15 protein-coding genes and 1 riboswitch are annotated in these 20,604 nt (G+C 71.3%); of the genes, 14 read left to right on the forward strand and 1 reads right to left on the reverse strand.

Annotated features, from left to right (window positions below):
- Positions 1–296: 296 nt before the first annotated feature.
- Complete coding sequence (locus QMK61_RS10030) at positions 297–908, reverse strand: ACP phosphodiesterase (RefSeq protein ID WP_302072061.1); 612 nt, start codon at positions 906–908, stop codon at positions 297–299.
- A 60-nt stretch (positions 909–968) separates the two neighbouring features.
- On the opposite strand from QMK61_RS10030, the gene QMK61_RS10035 reads away from it, so the two are divergent.
- The 14 genes from QMK61_RS10035 to QMK61_RS10100 all read left to right on the forward strand — a co-directional run bounded on the left by QMK61_RS10035 (position 969) and on the right by QMK61_RS10100 (position 20,338).
- A complete protein-coding gene (locus QMK61_RS10035) occupies positions 969–1,658 on the forward strand; it encodes a CocE/NonD family hydrolase (RefSeq protein ID WP_302072062.1) in 690 nt (229 codons plus the stop codon).
- Between the two features lie 63 nt (positions 1,659–1,721).
- Positions 1,722–2,840, forward strand: coding sequence for a cell division protein ZapE (gene zapE, locus QMK61_RS10040; RefSeq protein WP_302072063.1), 1,119 nt, complete (start codon positions 1,722–1,724; stop codon positions 2,838–2,840).
- A gap of 82 nt (positions 2,841–2,922) precedes the next feature.
- Positions 2,923–4,740 carry a sensor domain-containing phosphodiesterase gene (locus tag QMK61_RS10045; RefSeq protein WP_302072064.1) on the forward strand — a complete coding sequence of 606 codons (1,818 nt, stop codon included), beginning with the start codon at positions 2,923–2,925 and terminating at the stop codon, positions 4,738–4,740.
- Positions 4,741–4,813: 73 nt separating this feature from the next.
- Positions 4,814–5,194, forward strand: a complete 381-nt coding sequence (locus QMK61_RS10050; RefSeq protein ID WP_302072065.1) for a peptidase C13 — start codon at positions 4,814–4,816, stop codon at positions 5,192–5,194.
- 81 nt (positions 5,195–5,275) lie between these two features.
- Positions 5,276–5,491, forward strand: a riboswitch (cobalamin riboswitch).
- Positions 5,492–5,640: 149 nt separating this feature from the next.
- On the forward strand, positions 5,641–8,193 hold the full coding sequence (locus QMK61_RS10055) for a ribonucleoside-diphosphate reductase subunit alpha (protein ID WP_302072066.1): 2,553 nt from the start codon (positions 5,641–5,643) through the stop codon (positions 8,191–8,193).
- Positions 8,194–8,206: 13 nt separating this feature from the next.
- Positions 8,207–8,434 carry a hypothetical protein gene (locus QMK61_RS10060; protein ID WP_302072067.1) on the forward strand — a complete coding sequence of 76 codons (228 nt, stop codon included), beginning with the start codon at positions 8,207–8,209 and terminating at the stop codon, positions 8,432–8,434.
- A 27-nt stretch (positions 8,435–8,461) separates the two neighbouring features.
- A complete protein-coding gene (locus QMK61_RS10065; RefSeq protein WP_302072068.1) occupies positions 8,462–9,466 on the forward strand; it encodes a ribonucleotide-diphosphate reductase subunit beta in 1,005 nt (334 codons plus the stop codon).
- Positions 9,467–9,915: 449 nt separating this feature from the next.
- Positions 9,916–13,161, forward strand: a complete 3,246-nt coding sequence (locus QMK61_RS10070; protein ID WP_302072069.1) for a TonB-dependent receptor — start codon at positions 9,916–9,918, stop codon at positions 13,159–13,161.
- Positions 13,162–13,272: 111 nt separating this feature from the next.
- Positions 13,273–13,839, forward strand: coding sequence for a TetR/AcrR family transcriptional regulator (locus QMK61_RS10075; RefSeq protein WP_302072070.1), 567 nt, complete (start codon positions 13,273–13,275; stop codon positions 13,837–13,839).
- A 38-nt stretch (positions 13,840–13,877) separates the two neighbouring features.
- A complete protein-coding gene (locus QMK61_RS10080) occupies positions 13,878–14,555 on the forward strand; it encodes a CPBP family intramembrane glutamic endopeptidase (RefSeq protein WP_302072071.1) in 678 nt (225 codons plus the stop codon).
- A gap of 77 nt (positions 14,556–14,632) precedes the next feature.
- A complete protein-coding gene (locus QMK61_RS10085; RefSeq protein ID WP_302072072.1) occupies positions 14,633–15,019 on the forward strand; it encodes a BlaI/MecI/CopY family transcriptional regulator in 387 nt (128 codons plus the stop codon).
- A gap of 1 nt (position 15,020) precedes the next feature.
- Complete coding sequence (locus tag QMK61_RS10090; RefSeq protein WP_302072073.1) at positions 15,021–17,633, forward strand: M56 family metallopeptidase; 2,613 nt, start codon at positions 15,021–15,023, stop codon at positions 17,631–17,633.
- Positions 17,634–17,744: 111 nt separating this feature from the next.
- Positions 17,745–19,055 (forward strand): ABC transporter permease, encoded by a 1,311-nt coding sequence (locus tag QMK61_RS10095; RefSeq protein WP_302072074.1) that lies wholly within the window; start codon positions 17,745–17,747, stop codon positions 19,053–19,055.
- Between the two features lie 71 nt (positions 19,056–19,126).
- Positions 19,127–20,338 (forward strand): FtsX-like permease family protein, encoded by a 1,212-nt coding sequence (locus QMK61_RS10100; protein WP_302072075.1) that lies wholly within the window; start codon positions 19,127–19,129, stop codon positions 20,336–20,338.
- Positions 20,339–20,604: the final 266 nt, after the last annotated feature.

Below are 20,604 nucleotides of genomic sequence, written 5' to 3' on the forward strand. Positions count from 1 at the left end.
GCCAAGGCATCGGCCGCCTCCTCCGAACTGACCGATGCAAAGTCTGGATGTGTCCACCATGTCCCCGAACACCTGTCCACCATGTGTCCGGGCTAAACACCCTGCAAGCAGGGGAGAGAGAAAGGCTCGGGCGGCGTTTTCGTTTGCCCCTCCCCCTGCATGCAGGGGGAGGTTGGGAGGGGGTCCAACCTCACGGCAAGCCCGCCTACCCCTCCCCGACCCTCCCCTGCAAGCAGGGGAGGGGGAAAGCCCGGATGGCGCTTTCGTTCGCCCCCCTGCAAACACAGGGGAAGGAGTCAAGAATCGCCGCCCCGTCCGCTTGCGGCATGCTCCGCGATCCACGCCCGCGCGAATGCCTGCAGCTGCGGAAAGAACGCCTCGAAATGCCCCTGCAGCGGCGCGTCCAGCCCGGCCAGCAGCGGCAGCATCCGGTCCAGCGGATTGTCCCGTCGCAGCCGCCCGGCGATGCCCTGCAGCGCCCGCCCGATCTCCTCGCGCCGCGCATAGCCCGCCGGCAGGTCGTGCGCGTCCATGTAGGCGCGGAAGCGGCGCAGCGCCGGTGGCAGCAGCGCGTCGTGGCGCCACAGCAGCCTGCGCGCAGCGTCCGAGAATTCCGCCAGCGGCTCCGCGCTCCAGCGTGCGAAGTCGCGCGCCAGGCAGTGGTCGAACCAGAGATCCAGCGCGATGCCGGCGTAGCGCCGGTACGGCGGGGCGAACAGCGCCCGCGCCGCCGCCACTTCTGGATGGGTGTCGGTATGCACGTCGATGGCGCGATGCAGGCGGATGCCCTGCGCCATACGCGCCGGCAGCGCCGGGTCCGGTGCGCCGTGCACGAAATCGCCGAGCAGGCCGCCCAGGCGCAGCGCCTCGTCGTCGCCGGCCAGCAGCAGGTGCGCCAGGTGGTTCACCGGCGCCTGCCCGCGCGCCGTCCGGGGCGGCCGGCGGCGCCGGCGGTTATCATCTTCGGCATGAATCCCACCGCGCTTCCCGACGACCCCGCCCGCTTTCCCGACCAGGCCGCCAGCTTCGCGCTCGCCGGCCCGGCCGGCAAGCTGGAGACCCTGACCGACCTGGCCGAGCGCCCCGGCGCGCGCGCCGGCACCGCGGTGATCTGCCATCCCAACCCGGTGCAGGGCGGCACCATGCGCAACAAGGTGGTGACCATGCTGGAGCGCAGCCTGCGCGAGTCCGGCCTGGACACGGTGCGCTTCAACTTCCGCGGCACCGGCGAATCGGAAGGCGGCTACGACAACGGCAACGGCGAGAGCGACGACCTCGCCGCGGTGGTCGCCTGGCTGCGCCGGGTGCGTCCCGGCGACGCGCTGTGGCTGGCCGGCTTCTCGTTCGGCAGCTACGTGACCATCCGCAACGCCACGAAGCTCGGCGCGCGCGCCCTGGTCAGCATCGCGCCGCCGGTGGGGCGCTGGGAAGTGGCCACCGACGTGCTGCCCGACTGCCCCTGGCTGGTGGTGATGGGCGAGGCCGACGAGGTGGTGGAGCCGCAGGCGGTGTTCGACTGGATCGACGACATGGAGCACCCGCCCGAACTGGTGCGCATGCCCGAGACCGGACACTTCTTCCACCGCCGTCTGATGGACCTGCGCGGCGCGGTGAAGCACGCCATCCGCGACTGGCTGCCGCCGGAACGCGCCGCGTAGCGGCCGCCCGCCCCTGTCCGCCGGCCCGCGCACGGGCCGTCCGCCCCGCCCTGCCGTCGCCCGATGACCGATCCCGTCCTGCTCACTCCCTCCACCCGCTACCACGAAGGCGTGGCCGCGCACCGCTGGCAATCCGACCCGGCCCAGCTCGCCGTGCTGCCCGAGCTCGACCGGCTGCACGCCGCGCTGTGCGCCGCGCCGGCCGCCGGCAACGGCCTGTTCGGCCGGTTGAAGTCGCTGCTCGGCACCGAGGAACGCGAGTCCGTGCCCGGCCTGTACCTGTGGGGCAGCGTGGGCCGCGGCAAGACCTTCCTGATGGACCTGTTCGCCGCCAGCCTGCCGCACGGCGTGGCGCTGCGCCGGCATTTCCACCGCTTCATGGGCGAGGTGCACGGGCGCCTGCGCGAACTGGGCGAACGGCAGGACCCGCTGGTCGAGGTGGCCGCCGGCCTCGCCCAGCGCTGCCGGGTGCTGTGCCTGGACGAATTCCTGGTCGAGGACATCGGCGACGCGATGATCCTGGCCCACCTGCTGGATGCGCTGTTCGCCCGTGGCGTGGCCCTGGTCACCACCTCCAACACCGCGCCGGCGAACCTGTACAAGGACGGCCTGCAGCGCGCGCGCTTCCTGCCCGCCATCGCGGCGCTCGAGCGGCACTGCCACGTGGTGGAGATGGCCAGCCCGCGCGACTGGCGCCTGCGCGCGCTGGCCCAGGCGCCGGTCTACCACACGCCGCCCGGCGCCGAGGCGGAACGCGCGCTGGCGCGCATCTTCGACGGCCAGGCGCACGGCGAGGCGCGCGAAGGCGGCAGCATCACGGTGAACGACCGCGCCATCCCGCTGCGCCGGCGCGCTAAGGACGTGCTGTGGTTCGACTTCGCCGCGCTGTGCGAAGGCCCGCGCTCGGTGGCCGACTACATCGCGCTGGCGAAGGCCGTGCCGACCGTGATCGTGTCCAACGTGCCGCAGTTCAACGCCTACGGCGAGGACGCGGCCAAGCGCTTCGTGCAGCTGGTGGACGAGTTCTACGACCGCCACGTGAAGCTGGTGCTGTCCGCCGCCGCGCCGATCACCGAGCTGTACGACGGCGAGCGCCACCGCGCCGAGTTCGGTCGCACCGAGTCGCGCCTGATCGAGATGCAGAGCGAGGCCTACCTGGCCCTGCCGCACCGCCCCGGCTGAACCGGCGCGGCGCGCGTTGCGGCCGCGCCCCCGCCGCAGTAGCCTGCCGGCGAGGTCGCGCCGTTCCGCAGGGGGATTCGCGATGGACACCATACCGGGGACCGCCCCGGGTCCGCTGCCGGATGCAGGCCGGTCCGCCGCCCAGGGCGCGGAGCCGGCCAGTGGCCAGGCCGTGCCCGGATTCGACGCGGTGGCGCGCTTCGCCTCGCATGCGCTGGACGTGCCGCTGGTGGCCCTGGTGCTGGTCGACGGCAGCGCCTACTGGTACCTCGCTGCCGCTTCCGGCCACCTGCCCGCCGGCGGCGCGCCGGCGCCGGCCTGCCTCGCCGCGGCACGCGGCGGCGAGCCCACGCTCACGCTCGACACCCACGACGATCCGCGCTTCCTGCCGCCCGCCGCGACGGACGAACCGGTCGCGCCGGTCCGCTTCTTCGCCAGCGAGCCGGTGTTCGCGCTCGACGGCCGGCTGCTCGGCGCGCTCTGCGCGATGGACCACAAGCCGCGCGCCGTGCTGGACGAGGTGCAGCGCGACGCGCTGCGCGACGCCGCCGCGCTCACCGCCAACGGCGTGGCGCTGCGCGCCTACCTCGGCCGCATCGACCCCACCACCCGGCTGCCGCACCGCGGCGCCTTCTTCGCCGACCTCGGCGCCCACCTGCGCACCGACGCGGACACCGTGTGGCTGGCCGCGATCGAAGTGGCGCCGGTGGCACGCTTCCACGCCTTCATGCGCGCCATGGGCCATGCCTACGCCGACGCGCTGATGCGTGCGGTGGCCGCGCGCGTGCAGGCCTGGGCGGGCACGGACATCCAGCTCTACCAGGTCGGCGCCTCCCGGCTGGCGGCGATGCTGCCCGAGCCGCACGAGAGCCTGCCCGCCGACCGCCTCGACGACCTGGTGGCGTTGCTGCGCGCGCCGGTGGACTGCCTCGGCATCCCGCTCACCCTGCAGCCCGGCGTGGGCCTGCTGCGGGTGGCGGCGCACGAGCTGCGCGGCGGCGACCCGCTGCGGCTGGTGATGAGCGCCTCGCACGCGGCGCAGGACAGTTCCCGCGGCTGGGCGGTGTACGAGCGCACGCAGGACGAGCGCCACCGGCAGGAATTCTTCCTGGTCACCGAGCTGGCCGCCGCGCTCACCGAACGCGCCGAGCTGGAGCTGTACTACCAGCCGCGGGTGGCGCTGGACAGCGGCCGCTGCGTGGCGCTGGAAGCGCTGGCGCGCTGGCGCCACCCCACCGTGGGCGAGGTGCTGCCCAGCGTGTTCGTGGCGCTGGCCGAGCAGGCCGGGCTGATGCGTGCGCTGACCGACTGGGTGCTGGACCACGGCCTGGCCCAGCTGGCCGCGTGGCGGCGCGAGGGGCTGGACGTGAAGCTGTCGCTCAACGTCTCCAGCGCCGACCTCGACGCCACCCTGGCGCCGCGGCTGCAGGCGGCCGCGACGCGGCACGGCGTGCAGCCGTCGATGGTCGAGCTGGAATTCACCGAGAGCACGCTGATGCGCCACTGCGACGCCACCCGCCGCTACCTGGCCGAACTCCGCGAGCTGGGCGCCGGCGTGGCGATCGACGACTTCGGCATCGGCTACAGCAACCTCGCCGCGCTGCGCCAGATGCCGGCCGGCAGCCTGAAGATCGACCAGTCGCTGGTGCGCGGCATGGACGCGCGGCCGCATGACGCCACCATCGTGCGCTCGGTGGCCGCGCTGGCGCACGAGCTGGGCTTCCGGGTGGTGATCGAGGGCGTGGAAAGCGCCCGCATCTACGCCGCGGTGCAGGGCATGGCCTGCGACGAGGCGCAGGGCTACCACATCTCGCGCCCGCTGCCGGCGGCGCTGGTGGTGGGCTGGCTGCGCCTGCACGCCACCCCGCCCGCGCCGCGGGACGACGCCCGGCCCGGCTGAACCCTCCATCCGGCGGGGCGTTGCGCCGGCACCGCCGCAGGGCCTACCGTGCCCCCGAGCCACGGAGCCGCGCATGATCCCGATCCTCGCCCTTGCCCTCGCCCTCGGCGCCGCCCGGCCCGACGCCGGCTTCGCCGCCCGCGTGACCCGGGCCAAGCTGGCCGAGGCCGCGCCGGAGGGCGGCGCCTACCAGAAGGCGCTATGGCGGAAGATCGGCGACCCCACCACCGATGCCTACCGCGGCTGCCTGGCCAGCAACGCCCCGGCGGACAAGCGCCCGTTCACCCTGGTCGCCGACGTCGGCCGCGACGGCCACCCCGCCCGCATCGCGGTGATGCCGGCCACCCCGGTGGCCGCCTGCATGGCTGGCCAGTTCGCGCGCTGGACGCTGCCGCCACCCCCCACGCAGCCGGCACCCTACCCGGTCGAGATCGATTTCAGCGTGACGCCCTGACAGGCCAGCAACGACGCGGCCTGGCCGCACTTATCCACGACCTTATGCACAACCTGTTGGGTTGACCGTGCCTGGTCATCCCGATATGTTGTGCCCGTCGGTGCCCTGCCAGACGCGATCGTCGGCTGGGCTGAAAAGGGAATCCGGTGCGAATCCGGAACTGCCCCGCAGCGGTAAGCGGAAACGAACGCCTTGAGATCGCACTGGCTCGCAGCGGCCGGGAAGCGAAGGCAAGTAGGCGGGTCGCAAGGCCCCGGTCCGCGAGTCCGAAGACCTGCCGACACGGCATGGCGGAGGCCATGCCGAGTGGTGACGGCTTCCGCGGGGAGGCGCGTCGGACCGTCGGGCGCCCTGCCGCCCGATGGCGCGACCGTCCGCGAGCAACCGCCACTTCAGCCCTGCGCGCGGGAGCAGGCGGTTGATCACTTTCGGTTGGAGTCACCGACATGCAGCCTCTCGATACCGCCACCCGCGAGCGCCCCGGCGCCCGCGTGGAGTCGTCCGCGTTTGCCGCCGGGGCCATCGAGGCCACGGCACCCACCAGCGAAGCCCCGATGCCCGTCCTGCAAGAACCGCGCCCAGCCGCACCCGCCGAACCCTTCGCCCTCACCCCGCCGCACAACCCCGGCCAGATGCGCGTGACCAAGCGCAACGGCGGCCAGGAAACGGTGGACGTCAACAAGATCGTGCGTGCGGTGACCCGCAGCGCCGACGGCCTGCACGCGGTGGACCCGCTGCGCGTGGCGCTGAAGACCATCGGCGGTCTGTACGACGGCGCCACCACGCAGGAGCTGGACCAGCTCTCGATCCGCACCGCCGCCGCGCTCACCGCCGAGGAGCCCGAGTACGGCCAGCTCGCCGCGCGCCTGCTCGGCGCCTACATCGACAAGGAGGTGAGCGGGCAGGAGATCCAGAGCTTCTCGCAGTCGATCGCGCGCGGCGCGGAACTGGGCATCCTCAACGAGCGCCTGCGCGACTTCGTGGCCGCCAACGCGCGCAAGCTCAACGACGCGATCGACCCGCTGGCGACCCGCCGCTTCGAGTACTTCGGCCTGCGCACGGTGTACGACCGCTACCTGCTGCGCCACCCGCAGCAGCGTTTCGTGACCGAGACGCCGCAGTACTTCTTCATGCGCATCGCCTGCGCGCTGGGCGGCAACGAGATCGGCGAGACGCTGGAGCTGTACCGGCTACTGTCCTCGCTGGAATACATCGCCAGCTCGCCCACCCTGTTCAACGCCGGCACCGCGCACGAGCAGCTGTCGTCGTGCTTTCTGCTCGACTCGCCCACCGACTCGCTGGAGTCGATCTACGACAAGTACGCCGACGTGGCGAAGCTCAGCAAGTTCGCCGGCGGCATCGGCCTGGCCTACTCGCGCGTGCGTTCGCGCGGCTCGCTGATCCGCGGCACCAACGGCCACTCCAACGGCCTGGTGCCGTGGCTGAAGACGCTGGACGCCTCGGTCGCCGCAGTGAACCAGGGCGGCAAGCGCAAGGGCGCCGCCTGTGTGTACCTGGAACCGTGGCACGCCGACATCGAGGAATTCCTGGAGCTGCGCGACAACACCGGCGACGAGGCGCGCCGCACGCACAACCTCAACCTCGCCAACTGGATTCCCGACGAATTCATGCGCCGCGTGGAGACCGACGGCGAGTGGTCGCTGTTCGATCCCAAGGTGGTGCCGCACTTCGTGGACAGCTGGGGCGAGGCCTTCGAGCAGGCCTACCGCGAGGCGGAAGCCGCCGGCCTGGCCGTGAAGAAGGTGAAGGCGCGCGAGCTGTACGCGCGCATGCTGCGCACGCTGGCGCAGACCGGCAACGGCTGGATGACCTTCAAGGACCGCTGCAACGCCACCAGCAACCAGACCGCGCAGGCGCAGAACGTCATCCACCTGTCCAACCTGTGCACCGAGATCCTGGAAGTGACCTCGGCCGCCGAGACGGCGGTGTGCAACCTGGGCTCGATCAACCTGTCGCGGCACGTCGTCCCGAACGCCGACGGCAGCGTCGCGTTCGACTTCGACAAGCTCGCCGCCACCGTGCGCACCGCGGTGCGCCAGCTGGACCGCGTGATCGACCTCAACTTCTACCCGATCGACACCGCGCGCACCGCCAACATGAAGTGGCGCCCGGTGGGCCTGGGCGTGATGGGCCTGCAGGACGTGTTCTTCAAGCTGCGCCTGCCGTTCGACTCGGCCGAGGCGCTGGCGCTGTCCACGCGCATCGCCGAGGAGATCTACTTCCACGCGCTGTCGCAGTCGAACGCGCTGGCCGCGCAGCACGGCGCGCATCCCGGCTTCGCCGAGAGCCGCGCGGCGAACGGCGAGCTGCAGTTCGACTACTGGCCGAACGCCCGGCCACACGACGAGGCGCGCTGGGCCGCGTTGCGCGAGTCGATCAAGTCCAGCGGCCTGCGCAACTCGCTGCTGATCGCGATCGCGCCCACCGCCACCATCGCCTCGATCGCCGGCTGCTACGAATGCATCGAGCCGCAGGTGAGCAACCTGTTCAAGCGCGAGACGCTGTCCGGCGACTTCCTGGTGGTGAACCGCTACCTGGTCGAGGAACTGAAGACGCTGGGGCTGTGGACCAGCGAGATCCGCGACGCGATCAAGCTGGCCGAAGGTTCGATCCAGGGCATCGCGGCGATCCCCGAGCGGCTGCGCCAGGTCTACCGCACCGTGTGGGAGCTGCCGCAGAAGGCGCTGATCGACCTCGCCGCCGCCCGCGGCGCCTGGATCGACCAGAGCCAGTCGCTGAACCTGTTCATGGAGAACCCGAACATCGGGCAGCTTTCATCGATGTACATGTACGCGTGGAAGTCCGGCATCAAGACCACCTACTACCTGCGCTCGCGGCCGGCGACGAAGATCGCCAAGGCCACGGTGTCGGCGGGCAAGGCGGCCGTCGCGGACCAGGTCGGCATCGACCAGGGCCAGGCCACCGCCGCGGTGTTCTGCTCGCTGGAGAACCCCGAGTACTGCGAGGCCTGCCAGTAGCGGGACGCGCCCGATGAAGCCGTACCGGAACCGCAGCGGGAAATCCGGCGTCGCCGCCTACGACAGCGGCGACGGCTTCATCCGGGTGCGCTTCGTCCGCGACGGCACCTACGAATACACCGACGCCCGGCCCGGCCGCCAGCACGTGCGCAACATGCAGGCGCTCGCCGCGGCCGGCCTCGGCCTGTCCACCTACATCAGCCGCTTCGTGCGCGAACGCTACGCGCGCAAGCTCGATTGAGCGCCCGCGGCGCCGCAAGGAAACCCCATGTCGCACATCCTCGACCCCGGCTTCGAACTCACCCTGCGCCCGATGCGCTACCCGGCGTTCTACGAGATGTACCGCAACGCCATCAAGAACACCTGGACGGTGGACGAGGTGGACTTCTCGCTCGACACCACCGACCTCAACGCGAAGATGTCGGCGGCCGACCGCCACCTGATCCACCGCCTGATCGCGTTCTTCGCCACCGGCGACACCATCGTGTCGAACAACCTGGTGCTGAACCTGTACCAGCACGTCAACGCACCCGAGGCGCGCATGTACCTGTCGCGCCAGCTCTACGAGGAGGCGCTGCACGTGCAGTTCTATCTGACCCTGCTGGACACCTACATCCCGGACCCGGGCGAGCGCGCCAAGGCCTTCGCGGCGATCGAGAACATCCCCTCGATCCGCGCCAAGGGCGAGTTCTGCTTCAAGTGGATCGACTCGATCCAGGACCTCAAGCGGCTGGAGACGCGCGGGCAGCGTCGCCAGTTCCTGCTCAACCTGATCTGCTTCGCCGCCTGCATCGAGGGCCTGTTCTTCTTCGCCGCGTTCGCCTACGTGTACTACTTCCGCTCGCGCGGGCTGCTGCACGGCCTCGCCTCCGGCACCAACTGGGTGTTCCGCGACGAGAGCTGCCACATGGCGTTCGCCTTCGAGGTGGTGCGCACCGTGCGCGCCGAGGAACCGGACCTGTTCGACGAGGCCATGCGCGCCCAGGTGGAGGCGATGCTGGAGGACGCCATCGCCTGCGAGACGCAGTTCGCCGAGGACGTGCTCTCCGGCGGCGTGGTCGGCCTGTCGGCGAAGGACGTGCGCCAGTACCTGGAGTACGTGGCCGACCAGCGCCTGGCCCAGCTCGACCTGCCGAAGAAGTACGGCGCGAGGAACCCGTTCGACTTCATGGACCTGCAGGACGTGCAGGAAGTCACCAACTTCTTCGAGCGCCGCGTCTCGGCCTACCAGGTCGGCGTGGAGGGCGAGGTGGCGTTCGACATGGCGTTCTGAACGCCCGCCACCCAGGGCCCCGGCCTGGCGCCGGTTTCACATGCGGCTGTCATGTCGACGCATCTACAATGGCGCCGCCCTGCCATGCATGGCGCCCGTGCACCCGTCAACCGCCTCCCTCCGGGGAGGCGTTGTCGTACCGGAACAACAATAGGAGCCTGTTCAAAATCTCCCCGTGGCCCGCGCCGGAGCTGTTTGCGCGTAGACCAAGGAAGAGCGAAGGAGTGGACGTCCGTCCACGACTGAGCGATGACGCAGGGAGGCGGGCCAACAGACCCGGCCCGAAGGGCTGCCTTGCCCTGGCCACCATGCGGCAGCGCGCGCGGCTTGGCCTGCCCGCCAGGCAGGCGCTGCGCCACGCACTCCCACCTGGCGGCCAGGGCAAGGCAACGCGGGCTACGGGGAGATCTTGAACAGGCTCTAAGATCGCGCAGCCAACCGAGGAACCCATGGACTCCACCACCCGCGCCCGCTCGCTTCCGTTCGCCATCGCCGCCCTCCTGGCCCTGACCCCGGCCGTCGCCCAGAACATCACCACCTCCGGCGCCGTCGGCCGCGTGCTCGACGCCCAGGGCCAGCCGGTGGCGGGGGCCACCGTGACCATCGTGCACGTGCCCTCCGGCACCACCAAGTCGGTGACCACCGATGCCGACGGCCGCTACTCGGCGCAGGGCCTGCGCGCGGGTGGCCCGTTCACCATCACCGCGGCCAAGCCGGGCCTGGTCGGCACCGAGCAGGACAACGTCTACCTGCAGCTGGGCCAGCCCTCGGCGATCAACCTCACCCTGGGCGCCAGCGCCGTGGAAGCGCACACGCTGGGCGCGGTGACGGTGAATGCCTCGGCGCTGGCGCAGACCTTCACCTCCGAGAACAAGGGCCTGTCCACCACCATCTCGCAGCGCCAGCTGCAGGCCACGCCGCAGGGCAACCGCTCGATCGACGACGTGGCGCGGCTCGACCCGCGCATCACCGTGACCGACCAGGGCACCGGCGCGATCTCCGCCGCCGGCATGAACAACCGCTACAACAACATCGCGGTGGACGGCGTGACCCAGGGCGACCCGTTCGGCCTCAACGCGAACGGCCTGCCGTACCAGAAGTCGCCGATCTCGCCCGAGACCATCGCGGAATACAACATCTCCACCGCCAACTACGACGTCTCCTCCGACGTGGTGGGCGCCGACGTCAACGCGGTGACCAAGTCCGGCACCAACCAGTTCCACGGCTCGGTCTACTACAGCTACCGCAACGCCAACCACCTGGTGGGCGACGCCGGCTGGCTGCCGAAGAGCGACCCGGGCTACCACTACAAGGGCTACCAGAAGGACGCCACCTACGGCTTCAACGTGGGCGGCCCGATCGTGAAGGACACGCTGTTCTTCTTCGTCTCCGCCGAGCACGAGAAGACCACCGGCATCGGCGCCGACTCGGCCAACGGCCTGGACGACTCGCTGGGCAACGGCCCGTCCACCAGCAACAAGGTGTCGCCGGGCGACCTGCAGAAGATCATCGACGCGGCCAGGCAGCTGGGCCTCACCCCGGGCACCTTCGGCGGCCCCACCGGCCTGACCTACGACGACAAGCGCTACCTGGCCAAGATCGACTGGAACATCTCCAACAACCACCGCGCCAGCTTCACCTGGCAGAGCACCAAGGAGATGCTGCCGGCGGTGGGCGGCAACAGCCCGAACAGCGTGGGCCTGACCAGCTACACCTACACCAAGGCCATCACCACCGACAACTACGTGGCGCACCTGTACGACGACTGGAGCGACAGCTTCTCCACCGAGGCCAAGGTCGGCTACCAGAAGTACGTGCAGGACACCACCGCGCCGTTCCAGCAGCCCTCGGTGAACGTGAACCTGTCGCCCACCGGCAAGGGTCCGTCGGTGAACCTGGGCGAGGAGCAGTACCGCCACTACAACCACATCGACACCAAGAAGGTCAGCGTCTTCCTGGCCGGCACCTGGTACGCGGGCGACCACGCGATCAAGGGCGGCATCGACTACCAGCGCAACCAGATCAACAACCTGTTCGGGCAGGCCGAGTTCGGCGTCTACACCTTCTGGGGCATCGACAATTTCCTGGCCGGCAACTACAACAAGTACTCGCTCTACCACCCGGCGCCGGGCTACGCGCTGGCCGACATCGCCGGCCAGTGGACGTACAGCCAGTTCAGCCCGTTCCTGCAGGACACCTGGCAGGTCACCGATGCGCTGTCGCTGCAGTACGGCGTGCGCGTGGACATCCCGCATTCGAGCAGGCAGCCGGTCTACAACCCCGGCTTCGAGCAGGCCTTCGGCTACCCGAACAACAACGTGGTCGGCTCGTCCAACCGCGTGGTGGAACCGCGGCTCTCGTTCAACTACAGCTTCGACACCGCCTACAAGACCCAGCTGCGTGGCGGCGCGGGCCTGTTCCAGACCAACCCGCCCACGGTGTGGATGACCAACCCGTTCCAGAACAACGGCGTCACCCTGCTCAACTACACCTCCTACAACCCCGCCAACGCGCCGTTCAGCCCCGACCCGTTCCACCAGAACATCCCGGCCGGCGGCGGCGCGGGCTCGATCGACACCATCGCCCGCGACTTCCGCCTGCCGACCGTGTGGAAGATGAGCCTGGCGCTGGACCGCGAGCTGCCCTGGTGGGGCCTGGTGGCCTCGGCCGAATACCAGCACATCAAGGTGCGCGACGGCATCCTGTACGAGGCGGTGAACTTCGGCGCGCCCACCGGCACCCTGCCCGACGGCCGCGAGCAGTTCTGGAGGACCCCGGGCGAGGCGCCGACCACCGCCGACACGCTGGCCAACCAGAACCGCGCCTTCAGCACCGCCTCCACCCTGCTGACCAACACCCACCGCGGCAAGTCCGACAGCCTCACCCTCGCGCTGAGCAAGCCGTTCTCGGACGACTGGTTCGGCAACGTCAGCCTCACCTTCAACCATGCCACCGACGTCGACCCCGGCACCGACACCATCGCCTACAACGGCTACCAGCGCGTGGCGCGGCTGAACCCGAACAGCGACGTGCTGGCCACCTCCAACTACAACGTGGCCAAGGTGCTGAAGGCCTCGCTGACCTGGCAGCACGCGTTCTTCGGCGACTACATCACGCAGGTATCGGCGTTCTACAGCGGCCATACCGGCCTGCCCTACACCTGGGTGTTCGGCAACGACGCCAACGGCGACAGCATCGCCGGCTGGGACCCGGTCTACATCCCCGCCGCGAACGACCCGAGGGTGGCCTACGCGCCCGGCACCAGCCAGCAGGCGATCGACCAGTTCCAGGCCTTCCTCGCCGGCAATCCGTACCTGCGCGACCACCGCGGCCGCATCGCCAGCCGCAACGGCGACCGCACCGCCTGGGTGAACGAGCTGGACATGAGCTTCTCGCAGGAAGTGCCCGGCCTGTTCAGGGGCAACAAGGGCGTGCTGCGGCTGGACGTCTACAACGTGCTCAACCTGCTCGACAAGCACTGGGGCCAGCAGCGCAACACCGGGCTCTATCCCACCCGCACGCTGGTCAACTACGCCGGCGTGAACGCGCAGGGCCAGTACGTGTATGCGCTGCCCACCGACAAGAACGGCAACTACCAGCCACAGCAGCTGCAGACCTACGACGGCGGCTTCTACGACCCCAGCCGGGTGGTGTCCCGCTGGTCCGCCATGCTGACCCTGCGCTACAACTTCTGACCGGCCGCTGCGGCCGCACCCAGCACGGGCGCCTGCGGGCGCCCGTGTCGTTTCCGGCGCGGGAGGCCGCCTGCTTGACATGTAACGAACGTTACATGTAACGTTCGTTACATGCAGACCCGGAAAGAAGCCCTGATCGAATCCATCGTCGGCTACCTGCTGGAGCACGGGCTGGCCAATCTCTCGCTGCGCCCGCTCGCCGCGGCCGTCGGCACCAGCGCGCGCCTGCTCGTCTACCACTTCGAGTCGAAGGAACGACTGCTCGGTGAAGTGCTCGAAGCCATGCAGACGCGGCTGCGCCAGTCCATGGCGGAGCTGCTGGAGCGGCCGTCCGCCAGGCATCCGGAGCAACCGCTCAAGCTGTTCTGGCGCTGGGCCATCGCCGACGACAACTACCCGTACCTCAAGCTGGTCTACGAGCTGACGATACTCGCCGCCCAGGCCCCGGACACCTACGCGCAATACGTCCAGCGCAACACCACGCACTGGACGGATTTCATCCTCGCGATGCTGCCCGCCTCCCGGCGCGACCCGGCCTTCGCCACCCTGTGCGCCGCCGTGTTCGACGGCCTGTTCATCGAACTGATGGCCACCGGCGACCGCAAGCGCACCACCCAGGCCATCGACCGCTTCATACAGATCGTCCTCGACGCGCGCAGGCACCAGGCCGGCGCCTGACGCGTCCCCCACCCGCCAACCACGCAGGGAAAACATCCATGCACAGCCTGGCCGCCCGTCCGAAGACCACCGGCAAACGCCGGTGGGCCATCGCCCTCGCGGGCCTGCTGCTCGCCCTCGGACCGGTCAGCCTGCCCTTCAGCACCTGGGACCACGAGTTCGCCGGCATCGGCCACCTGGTCGGCAACGAGGTCATCTGGTGGATCTACATCGCCGCGGTACTGTGGTACGTGCGCCGGATCGAACGGCGTCCGCTGGCGTCGATCGGCTTTCGCGCGCCCGGGGCCGCGAACATCGCCCTCGGCGTGCTGTCGGGCGTGGCGATCCTCCTCGTGCTCGGCGCGATGGTCTACCTCGTGCTCCCCGCATTGCACCTGGACGATCCGGTGGCCGCCACGGCGGGCGGCAGCGCCCTGATGGCCACGCCGTTCTGGTGGCGCCTCGTCTCCACGGTGCGCGCCGCGGTGTCCGAAGAGGTGCTGTTCCGCGGCTACGCGATGGAACGGGTCGAGGAACTGACCGGCAGCCGGGTCGTCGCAACCGTCCTCTCCCTCGCCGTGTTCGCCATCGACCATGTGGCCTACTGGGGCTGGAGCCACGAGCTGGTGGTCGTCGTCGGCGGCCTGGCGTTCTCGCTGCTGTACCTGTGGCGCCGCAACCTGTGGGTCAGCATCGTCGCGCACTTCATCGTGGATGCCGCCACGGTCCTCCCCTAGCCGCGCGGGAGGCACTTGACTACACGTGTCGCCAGGCGTAGCGTGACGACACGTGTAGTCAAGACAGGTGCACCCGCATGACCCGACCGTCCATCGGCGACCAGGAACTCGCCCTGCTGCATTACCTGGCCGAGCACGAACCCGCTTCGGTGGGCGAAGTGGCCGCCGGCTTCGGCGAGACGCACGGCCTCGCCCGCTCCACCGTGCTGACCATGATGGAGCGCCTGCGCGCCAAGGGCTACCTCAAGCGCCGCCAGGCGCAGGGCATGTACCGCTACAGCACCGCTACCGGCACCGGCGAGGTGATGCGCCGCGCGGTGGGCAGCTTCGTCGAGAACACCCTGCGCGGCTCGGTCTCGCCGTTCGTGGCGTGGATGGCCGAGCGCGGCGAGGTCAGCGACGAGGAACTGGCCGAACTGCAGGCGCTGGTGGCGCGGCTGCAGACCACCCGCAAGGAGAAGTGAGATGGCGACCCTCGATCATCTGGCCTCCCTGCTGCTGACGCGCCTGGCCTGGACGTCGCTGCAGGCTGTCGCCTTGGCAGGCCTGGTCGGCCTGTTGCTGCGCGCGATGCCGCGCCTGCCGGCCGCCGCGCGCTGCGCGTTGTGGTGGCTGGTGGGGCTGCAGGCCCTGCTGGGCCTGGCCTGGCATGCGCCGATCGCCCTGCCGCTGCTGACGCCGCCGGCGGTCGCGGCGCCCGCGACCGCATCGCCGGCCGCCACGGGCGCAGCCGCGGCACGACCGTCCACGCCAGCCGCGGCGGTGACGCAAAACGCCGCGGCGGCGCCCGTACCGTCGGTGGCCACCGTCGTGCCGGCCGCCGCGGCCACGCCGACCGGCATGCCGACGGCGAACGCACCGGAGCGGCTGTCCGCGCACTGGCGCGTGCTGTTGGCCGCGCTGTGGCTGTCGCTGCTGCTGGCGCAGGTGCCGGCGATACTGCTGCAGCACCGCCGCACGCGGCGCCTGCGCCGGGCCGCGACACCGCTGGCCGACGTCGCGCTGCAGGCGCAATGCGTGCGGCAGGCGCGCGCCATCGGCCTGCGCCGCTGTCCACCGCTGCTCGCCTCGCATGCCGTCGCCTCGCCGCAGGTGTGCGGGCTGCGGCGCCCCGTCGTCCTGTGGCCGGCCGCGTCCCCGCTCGCGCCCGCCGAGGCCTCGCTGGCGCTGGCCCACGAACTGGCCCACCTGAAGCGCGGCGACCTGGTGCTGGGATGGATTCCCGCGCTGGCGCAACGGCTGTTCTTCTTCCACCCGCTGCTGCGCTGGGCGACGCGCGAATACGCGTTGCACCGCGAGGCGGCCTGCGACGCGCAGGTACTCGAGCAGCAGCCCACCGCACCGCAGGACTACGGCCACCTGCTGCTGCGCCTGGGCGTGGCGCATCCCCTGCACACCGGGCTGGCGGGTGCATCGCCCACCTTCCACAACCTCAAGAGGCGACTGACCATGTTGCAGCAGACTTCCAACGCCATGCCGCTCGCGCGCGGCTGGCTGCTCGTCGCGCTCGTCGCGCTGACCGGCGTGCTGCCGTACCGCGTGACGGCCGGCGCGGCGAAGCAGTCGAACGCCAGCCCCGCGGTCGGCGCCTACCTGCCGTCCGCGCCGTCCACCCCGCCTCCCGCGCCGCCGCCGCCGCCCGCACCACCCGCACCACCCGCACCCCACATGGCGACGCCGCCGGCACCGCCCCCGCCGCCGCCCGTACCCCCGAAGCCGCCGCTGCCCGCCGGCTTCGCCGGCCACCACGTGAGCATCAGCACGCACGACGACAACGGCTACGGCTTCGCCCTGCTCGACGGCGACTCGGTCACCATCAACGGCACCGACGGCGATCTGTCCACCGTGCGCCACCTGCGCAAGCCGGGCCAGCCGCTGCTGTGGTTCCGCCGCGGCGACAAGTCCTGGCTGATCCGCGATCCCGCCTACATCCAGCGCGCCAGGGCCGCCTATGCGCCGGTCACCGCGCTGGGCAAGCAGCAAGGCGCACTGGGCGAGCGGCAAGGCGCGCTGGGCGAGCAACAGGGCCGGCTGGGCGAACAGCAGGGCCGCCTCGGCAGCCAGCAAGGCACGCTCGGCGCCCGCGAAGCCACGCTCGCGGCCCGGCAGGCGGAGCTGGACGCCCGCATGGCCGGGCTGGACAGCCGCGGCAGCACGGACCAGGCCGACGCGCGCAAGGCACTGCAGGCCGAGGCCGCCAAGCTGGATGCCGAGCACAAGGCCCTGCATGACCAGCAGGCCGCACTCGAGAAGCAGCAGCAGGCATTGGGCTCGCAGCAGGAAGCGCTGGGCCGCAAGCAGGACGCGCTCGGCAAGCAGCAGCAGGCGCTCGGCGAGCAGCAACGCGCGGCCTCGGTCCAGGCCGAACGGCAGATCGACACGCTGCTGGAAGAGGCGCTGGCCAAGGGCGTGGCGCAACCGGTGTCGATGGCCACACCGGCGCGCGCGGCCGCGCCGGCTCCGGTCGCGACGGCGCGCGCACACCGCGATGTCGACGTCGACGTCAGTGTCGCCGCGCCGGACAGCCGCTATGCGCATGCCCTGTACGACCACGACGGCCACAGCGACACCGCGTCGGTCCATGGCACGGCCGCCGACACCGCGCTGGCCAGGCGCCTGCACCAGGCCGACCCCTCGCCGATGTTCTGGTTCCGCCGCGGCAACCGTTCCTGGGTGATCCGCGATCCCGCCTTCGTCGACCGCGCGCGCGACGCCTATGCGCCGGTCGCCGCGTACTGGCGCGACGCCGGCAAGCTGGAGGGGGAGCAGTGGAAGCTGAAGGGCCCGCTCGAGGGCCTGCAGGCCAGGCAACGCAGCATCGACAGCCAGCGCCGCGAGCTGCGCGCGGACCCGCAGGCGCCGGGCGCCGCGGCGCGCCTGGCCAGCCTCGACGAGCAGCAGCGCGACATCGAAGCGAGCCGGGCTTCGCTGCAGAAGCAACTGGCGGCACTGCAGCCGCAGCTCGACGCCCGCGCCCAGCGCCAGCAGGCGGTGCTTGCCGCGGCCGACCAGCGCGCCTCGCAGCTGCTCGACGAGGCGATCGCCCGCGGCCTCGCCCAGGACGCCAGCCGCCGCTGAACCGAGGTGCGCCGCACGGCGCGCCGACCCGACCGTTCCACACGCACCGCCTGCTTGCCGCAGGCGGCAGGGAACGCTGCGCCAGCGCGCGGCGATCGCCGGAGGAACACGATGCACGGCTACTACCTCGCCCTGGCCCTGCGCAGCCTCAAGCGCAGCAAGGTGCTCACCGCGCTGATGGTGCTCGCCATCGGGTTGGGCATCGGCGCCAGCATGACGATGATCGCGGTGCTGCACGCCATGTCCGGCGATCCGCTGCCAGGGCGCAGCGCGCAGCTGTACGTGCCCCAGCTCGACCCACGCCCGCCGGCGCACGGGCAGCCCAAGGGCGCCAGCTCCGGCGACCTGCCCGACAGCCTCGCCTGGCCGGACGCGATGGCCCTGCTGCACGCCCGCCGCGCCGACCGGCAGGCGGCGATGAGCGGCGGCTCGGTGCCGGTGCGCCCCGCGCAGGCCGGGCAACGCCCATTCTTCGAGCACGGGCACTACGTCACCGCGGATTTCTTCCCGATGTTCGCCACGCCGTTCCGTGCCGGCAGCGGCTGGAGCGCACGGGACGACGAGGACCGCGCCCGCGTGGCGGTACTCAACGCCGGCCTCGCCCGCCGGCTGTTCGGCGGCGCGCCGGCGGTCGGCCGCACGGTGCGCCTGAAGGACACCGACTTCCGCGTGGTCGGCGTGCTCGACGACTGGCACCCGCAACCCGCCTTCTACGCCGAGATCAACGACCGCGCCTTCGGCCAGCCCGACCAGTTCTTCGTGCCACTGCAGACCGCGCTGGAGCTGAAGTTGAACATCAACGGCCGGTTCAGCTGCTGGGGCAGCGGCGGCGACGACCGCCGCAGCGACCACTGCACCTGGCTGCAGTTCTGGGTGCAACTGGACAGCCCGGCCAAGGCGCGGGCCTATCGCGCCTTCCTCGCCGGCTACTGGCGCGACCAGCAGGCGCACGGCCGCTTCCCGCGCCCGGTGGACGCGCGGCTGCACGGCCTCGTCGACTGGCTCGCCCACGAGCACCTGATCCCGGCGGACCTGCGCCTGCAGTTGTGGCTGGCGCTGGGCTTCCTCGGCGTGTGCATGGTCAACATCGTCGGCCTGCTGCTGGCGAAGTTCCTGCGCCGGCGCGGCGAGATCTGCGTGCGCCGCGCGCTGGGCGCGCGCCGGCGCGACATCTTCGTGCAGTTCGGCGTCGAGTCGGCGGTGATCGGGCTGGCCGGCGGCGCGCTCGGCCTCGCACTGGCCCAGCTCGGCCTGTGGAGCGTGCGCCAGCGCCCCGACGGCTACGCGCAACTCGCACACATGGACCCGGCGATGCTGCTGGGCACCTTCGTGCTGGCGGTCGCCGCCAGCGTGCTGGCCGGCCTGCTGCCGGCCTGGCGCGCCTGCCGCATCGCGCCGGCGCTGCAGCTGAAGGCGACCTGATGCGCCGGCCCTGCGCGTGAAGGCGCGCCCTCCATGGCCGCACTCCCCATCCGCCTGCACGGAACCCCGACATGCCACGCTTCCCGATGCTCGCCAGCCTCGCCCGCCACCGGCTCACCGTGCTGCTGCTCGCGCTGCAGGTGGCGCTGACCTGCGCCATCGTCTGCAACGTGGCGCTGATGATCGCCGGACGCGCCGCGCAGATGCGCTGGCCCAGCGGCGTGGCCGAGGACGAACTGGTGATGATCGACAGCGCCAGCCTCGGCGACGGCAACCCGCTGGCGCGCCATGCCGCCGACCTGGACGCGCTGCGCGGCATCCCCGGCGTGAGGGCAGTGGCGGCGGTCGACGCGCTGCCGTTCAACCGCAACAACTGGAGCAACGGCATCGCCACCGTGCCGGACGGGTCCGCACACCTGGCCGCCACCGCCTTCAACGGCACGCCGGGCGAGCGGCAGGCGCTGGGCCTGCGCCTGGTCGCCGGTCGCGACTTCCGGCCGGACGAATACGTGCCGGTGGACAGCGCCCACGACTGGGACGGCATCAACCACGTGTCGGCCACCATCGTCACCCGCGCGCTGGCGGCGCGCCTGTTCCCGGGCCAGGATCCGCTCGGCCGGCTGGTCTATCCCGGCGACCAGCCGGTGCGCATCGTCGGCGTGGTCGACCGCCTGCTGCGCCCGATGCTGGAAACCGGCGACGGCAACGGATACGCCATGCTGTTCCCGATGCTGCCCGACGACGACAGCGTCACCTACGTGCTGCGCACCACGCCGGCGCAGCGCCAACGCGTGCTGAAGCGGGCCGCCGAGGTGCTGGACCGGCTCGACGGCAACCGCATCCTGCGCCATGCGCAGACCTTCGAGCAGCTGCGCAGCGACTACTTCCGCCACGACCGCACCATGCTCGGCCTGCTGCTGGCCGCGGCGACCGGGCTGCTGCTGGTCACCGCGGTCGGCATCGCGGGGCTCGCCAGCTTCTGGGTGCAGCAGCGGCGGCGCGCCATCGGCATCCGCCGCGCGGTGGGCGCCACCCGGCGCGACATCCTGCGCTACTTCCAGGCCGAGAACGCGCTGATCGTGGGCGGCGGCCTGCTGCCCGGCGCCCTGCTGGCGCTCGGCCTCAACCTGCTGCTGATGCGGCACTACGAGCTGCCGCGCCTGCCGCTCGCCTACCTGCCCGTCGCGGCGCTGGCGCTGTGGCTGCTCGGCCAGCTCGCCGTGCTCGGCCCCGCATTGCGCGCGGCGGCGGTGCCGCCGGTGGTGGCCACGCGCGCGGATTGAACCACGCTCCGGCTTCCACGCAACCGTTCGATCATAGCCAGCTCCAGCGACACCCGGTCGCCATCTAGCATCGTGCGCAGCTCCGCCACGTTCCACCCGTGTAGCAAGCGGCGCCGGCCGAACAAAGCTGGCAATAGCCACGCGAACCACGACGCCAGCGGTTCACGAGCGGCAGTACGCTAGCCAACAGCGGAGAGGACGCCACGACGTACCAGGCATATGCCTGTCGCCCGCCCCTCATGGGGGGCCTCTTCAATCCGCGCAGG

It is taken from the genome of Fulvimonas sp. R45 (genome assembly GCF_030504985.1).
Taxonomy (GTDB): Bacteria; Pseudomonadota; Gammaproteobacteria; order Xanthomonadales; family Rhodanobacteraceae; genus Rhodanobacter_A.

Coding starts and splice junctions, on each gene's coding strand:
- QMK61_RS10045 (WP_302072064.1), top strand. CDS start 2,923: ATGGACACCATACCGGGGACCGCCCCGGGTCCGCTGCCGGATGCAGGC.
- QMK61_RS10070 (WP_302072069.1), top strand. CDS start 9,916: ATGGACTCCACCACCCGCGCCCGCTCGCTTCCGTTCGCCATCGCCGCC.
- zapE (WP_302072063.1), top strand. CDS start 1,722: ATGACCGATCCCGTCCTGCTCACTCCCTCCACCCGCTACCACGAAGGC.
- QMK61_RS10085 (WP_302072072.1), top strand. CDS start 14,633: ATGACCCGACCGTCCATCGGCGACCAGGAACTCGCCCTGCTGCATTAC.
- QMK61_RS10055 (WP_302072066.1), top strand. CDS start 5,641: ATGCAGCCTCTCGATACCGCCACCCGCGAGCGCCCCGGCGCCCGCGTG.
- QMK61_RS10075 (WP_302072070.1), top strand. CDS start 13,273: ATGCAGACCCGGAAAGAAGCCCTGATCGAATCCATCGTCGGCTACCTG.
- QMK61_RS10100 (WP_302072075.1), top strand. CDS start 19,127: ATGCCACGCTTCCCGATGCTCGCCAGCCTCGCCCGCCACCGGCTCACC.
- QMK61_RS10060 (WP_302072067.1), top strand. CDS start 8,207: ATGAAGCCGTACCGGAACCGCAGCGGGAAATCCGGCGTCGCCGCCTAC.
- QMK61_RS10065 (WP_302072068.1), top strand. CDS start 8,462: ATGTCGCACATCCTCGACCCCGGCTTCGAACTCACCCTGCGCCCGATG.
- QMK61_RS10035 (WP_302072062.1), top strand. CDS start 969: ATGAATCCCACCGCGCTTCCCGACGACCCCGCCCGCTTTCCCGACCAG.
- QMK61_RS10080 (WP_302072071.1), top strand. CDS start 13,878: ATGCACAGCCTGGCCGCCCGTCCGAAGACCACCGGCAAACGCCGGTGG.
- QMK61_RS10050 (WP_302072065.1), top strand. CDS start 4,814: ATGATCCCGATCCTCGCCCTTGCCCTCGCCCTCGGCGCCGCCCGGCCC.
- QMK61_RS10090 (WP_302072073.1), top strand. CDS start 15,021: ATGGCGACCCTCGATCATCTGGCCTCCCTGCTGCTGACGCGCCTGGCC.
- QMK61_RS10095 (WP_302072074.1), top strand. CDS start 17,745: ATGCACGGCTACTACCTCGCCCTGGCCCTGCGCAGCCTCAAGCGCAGC.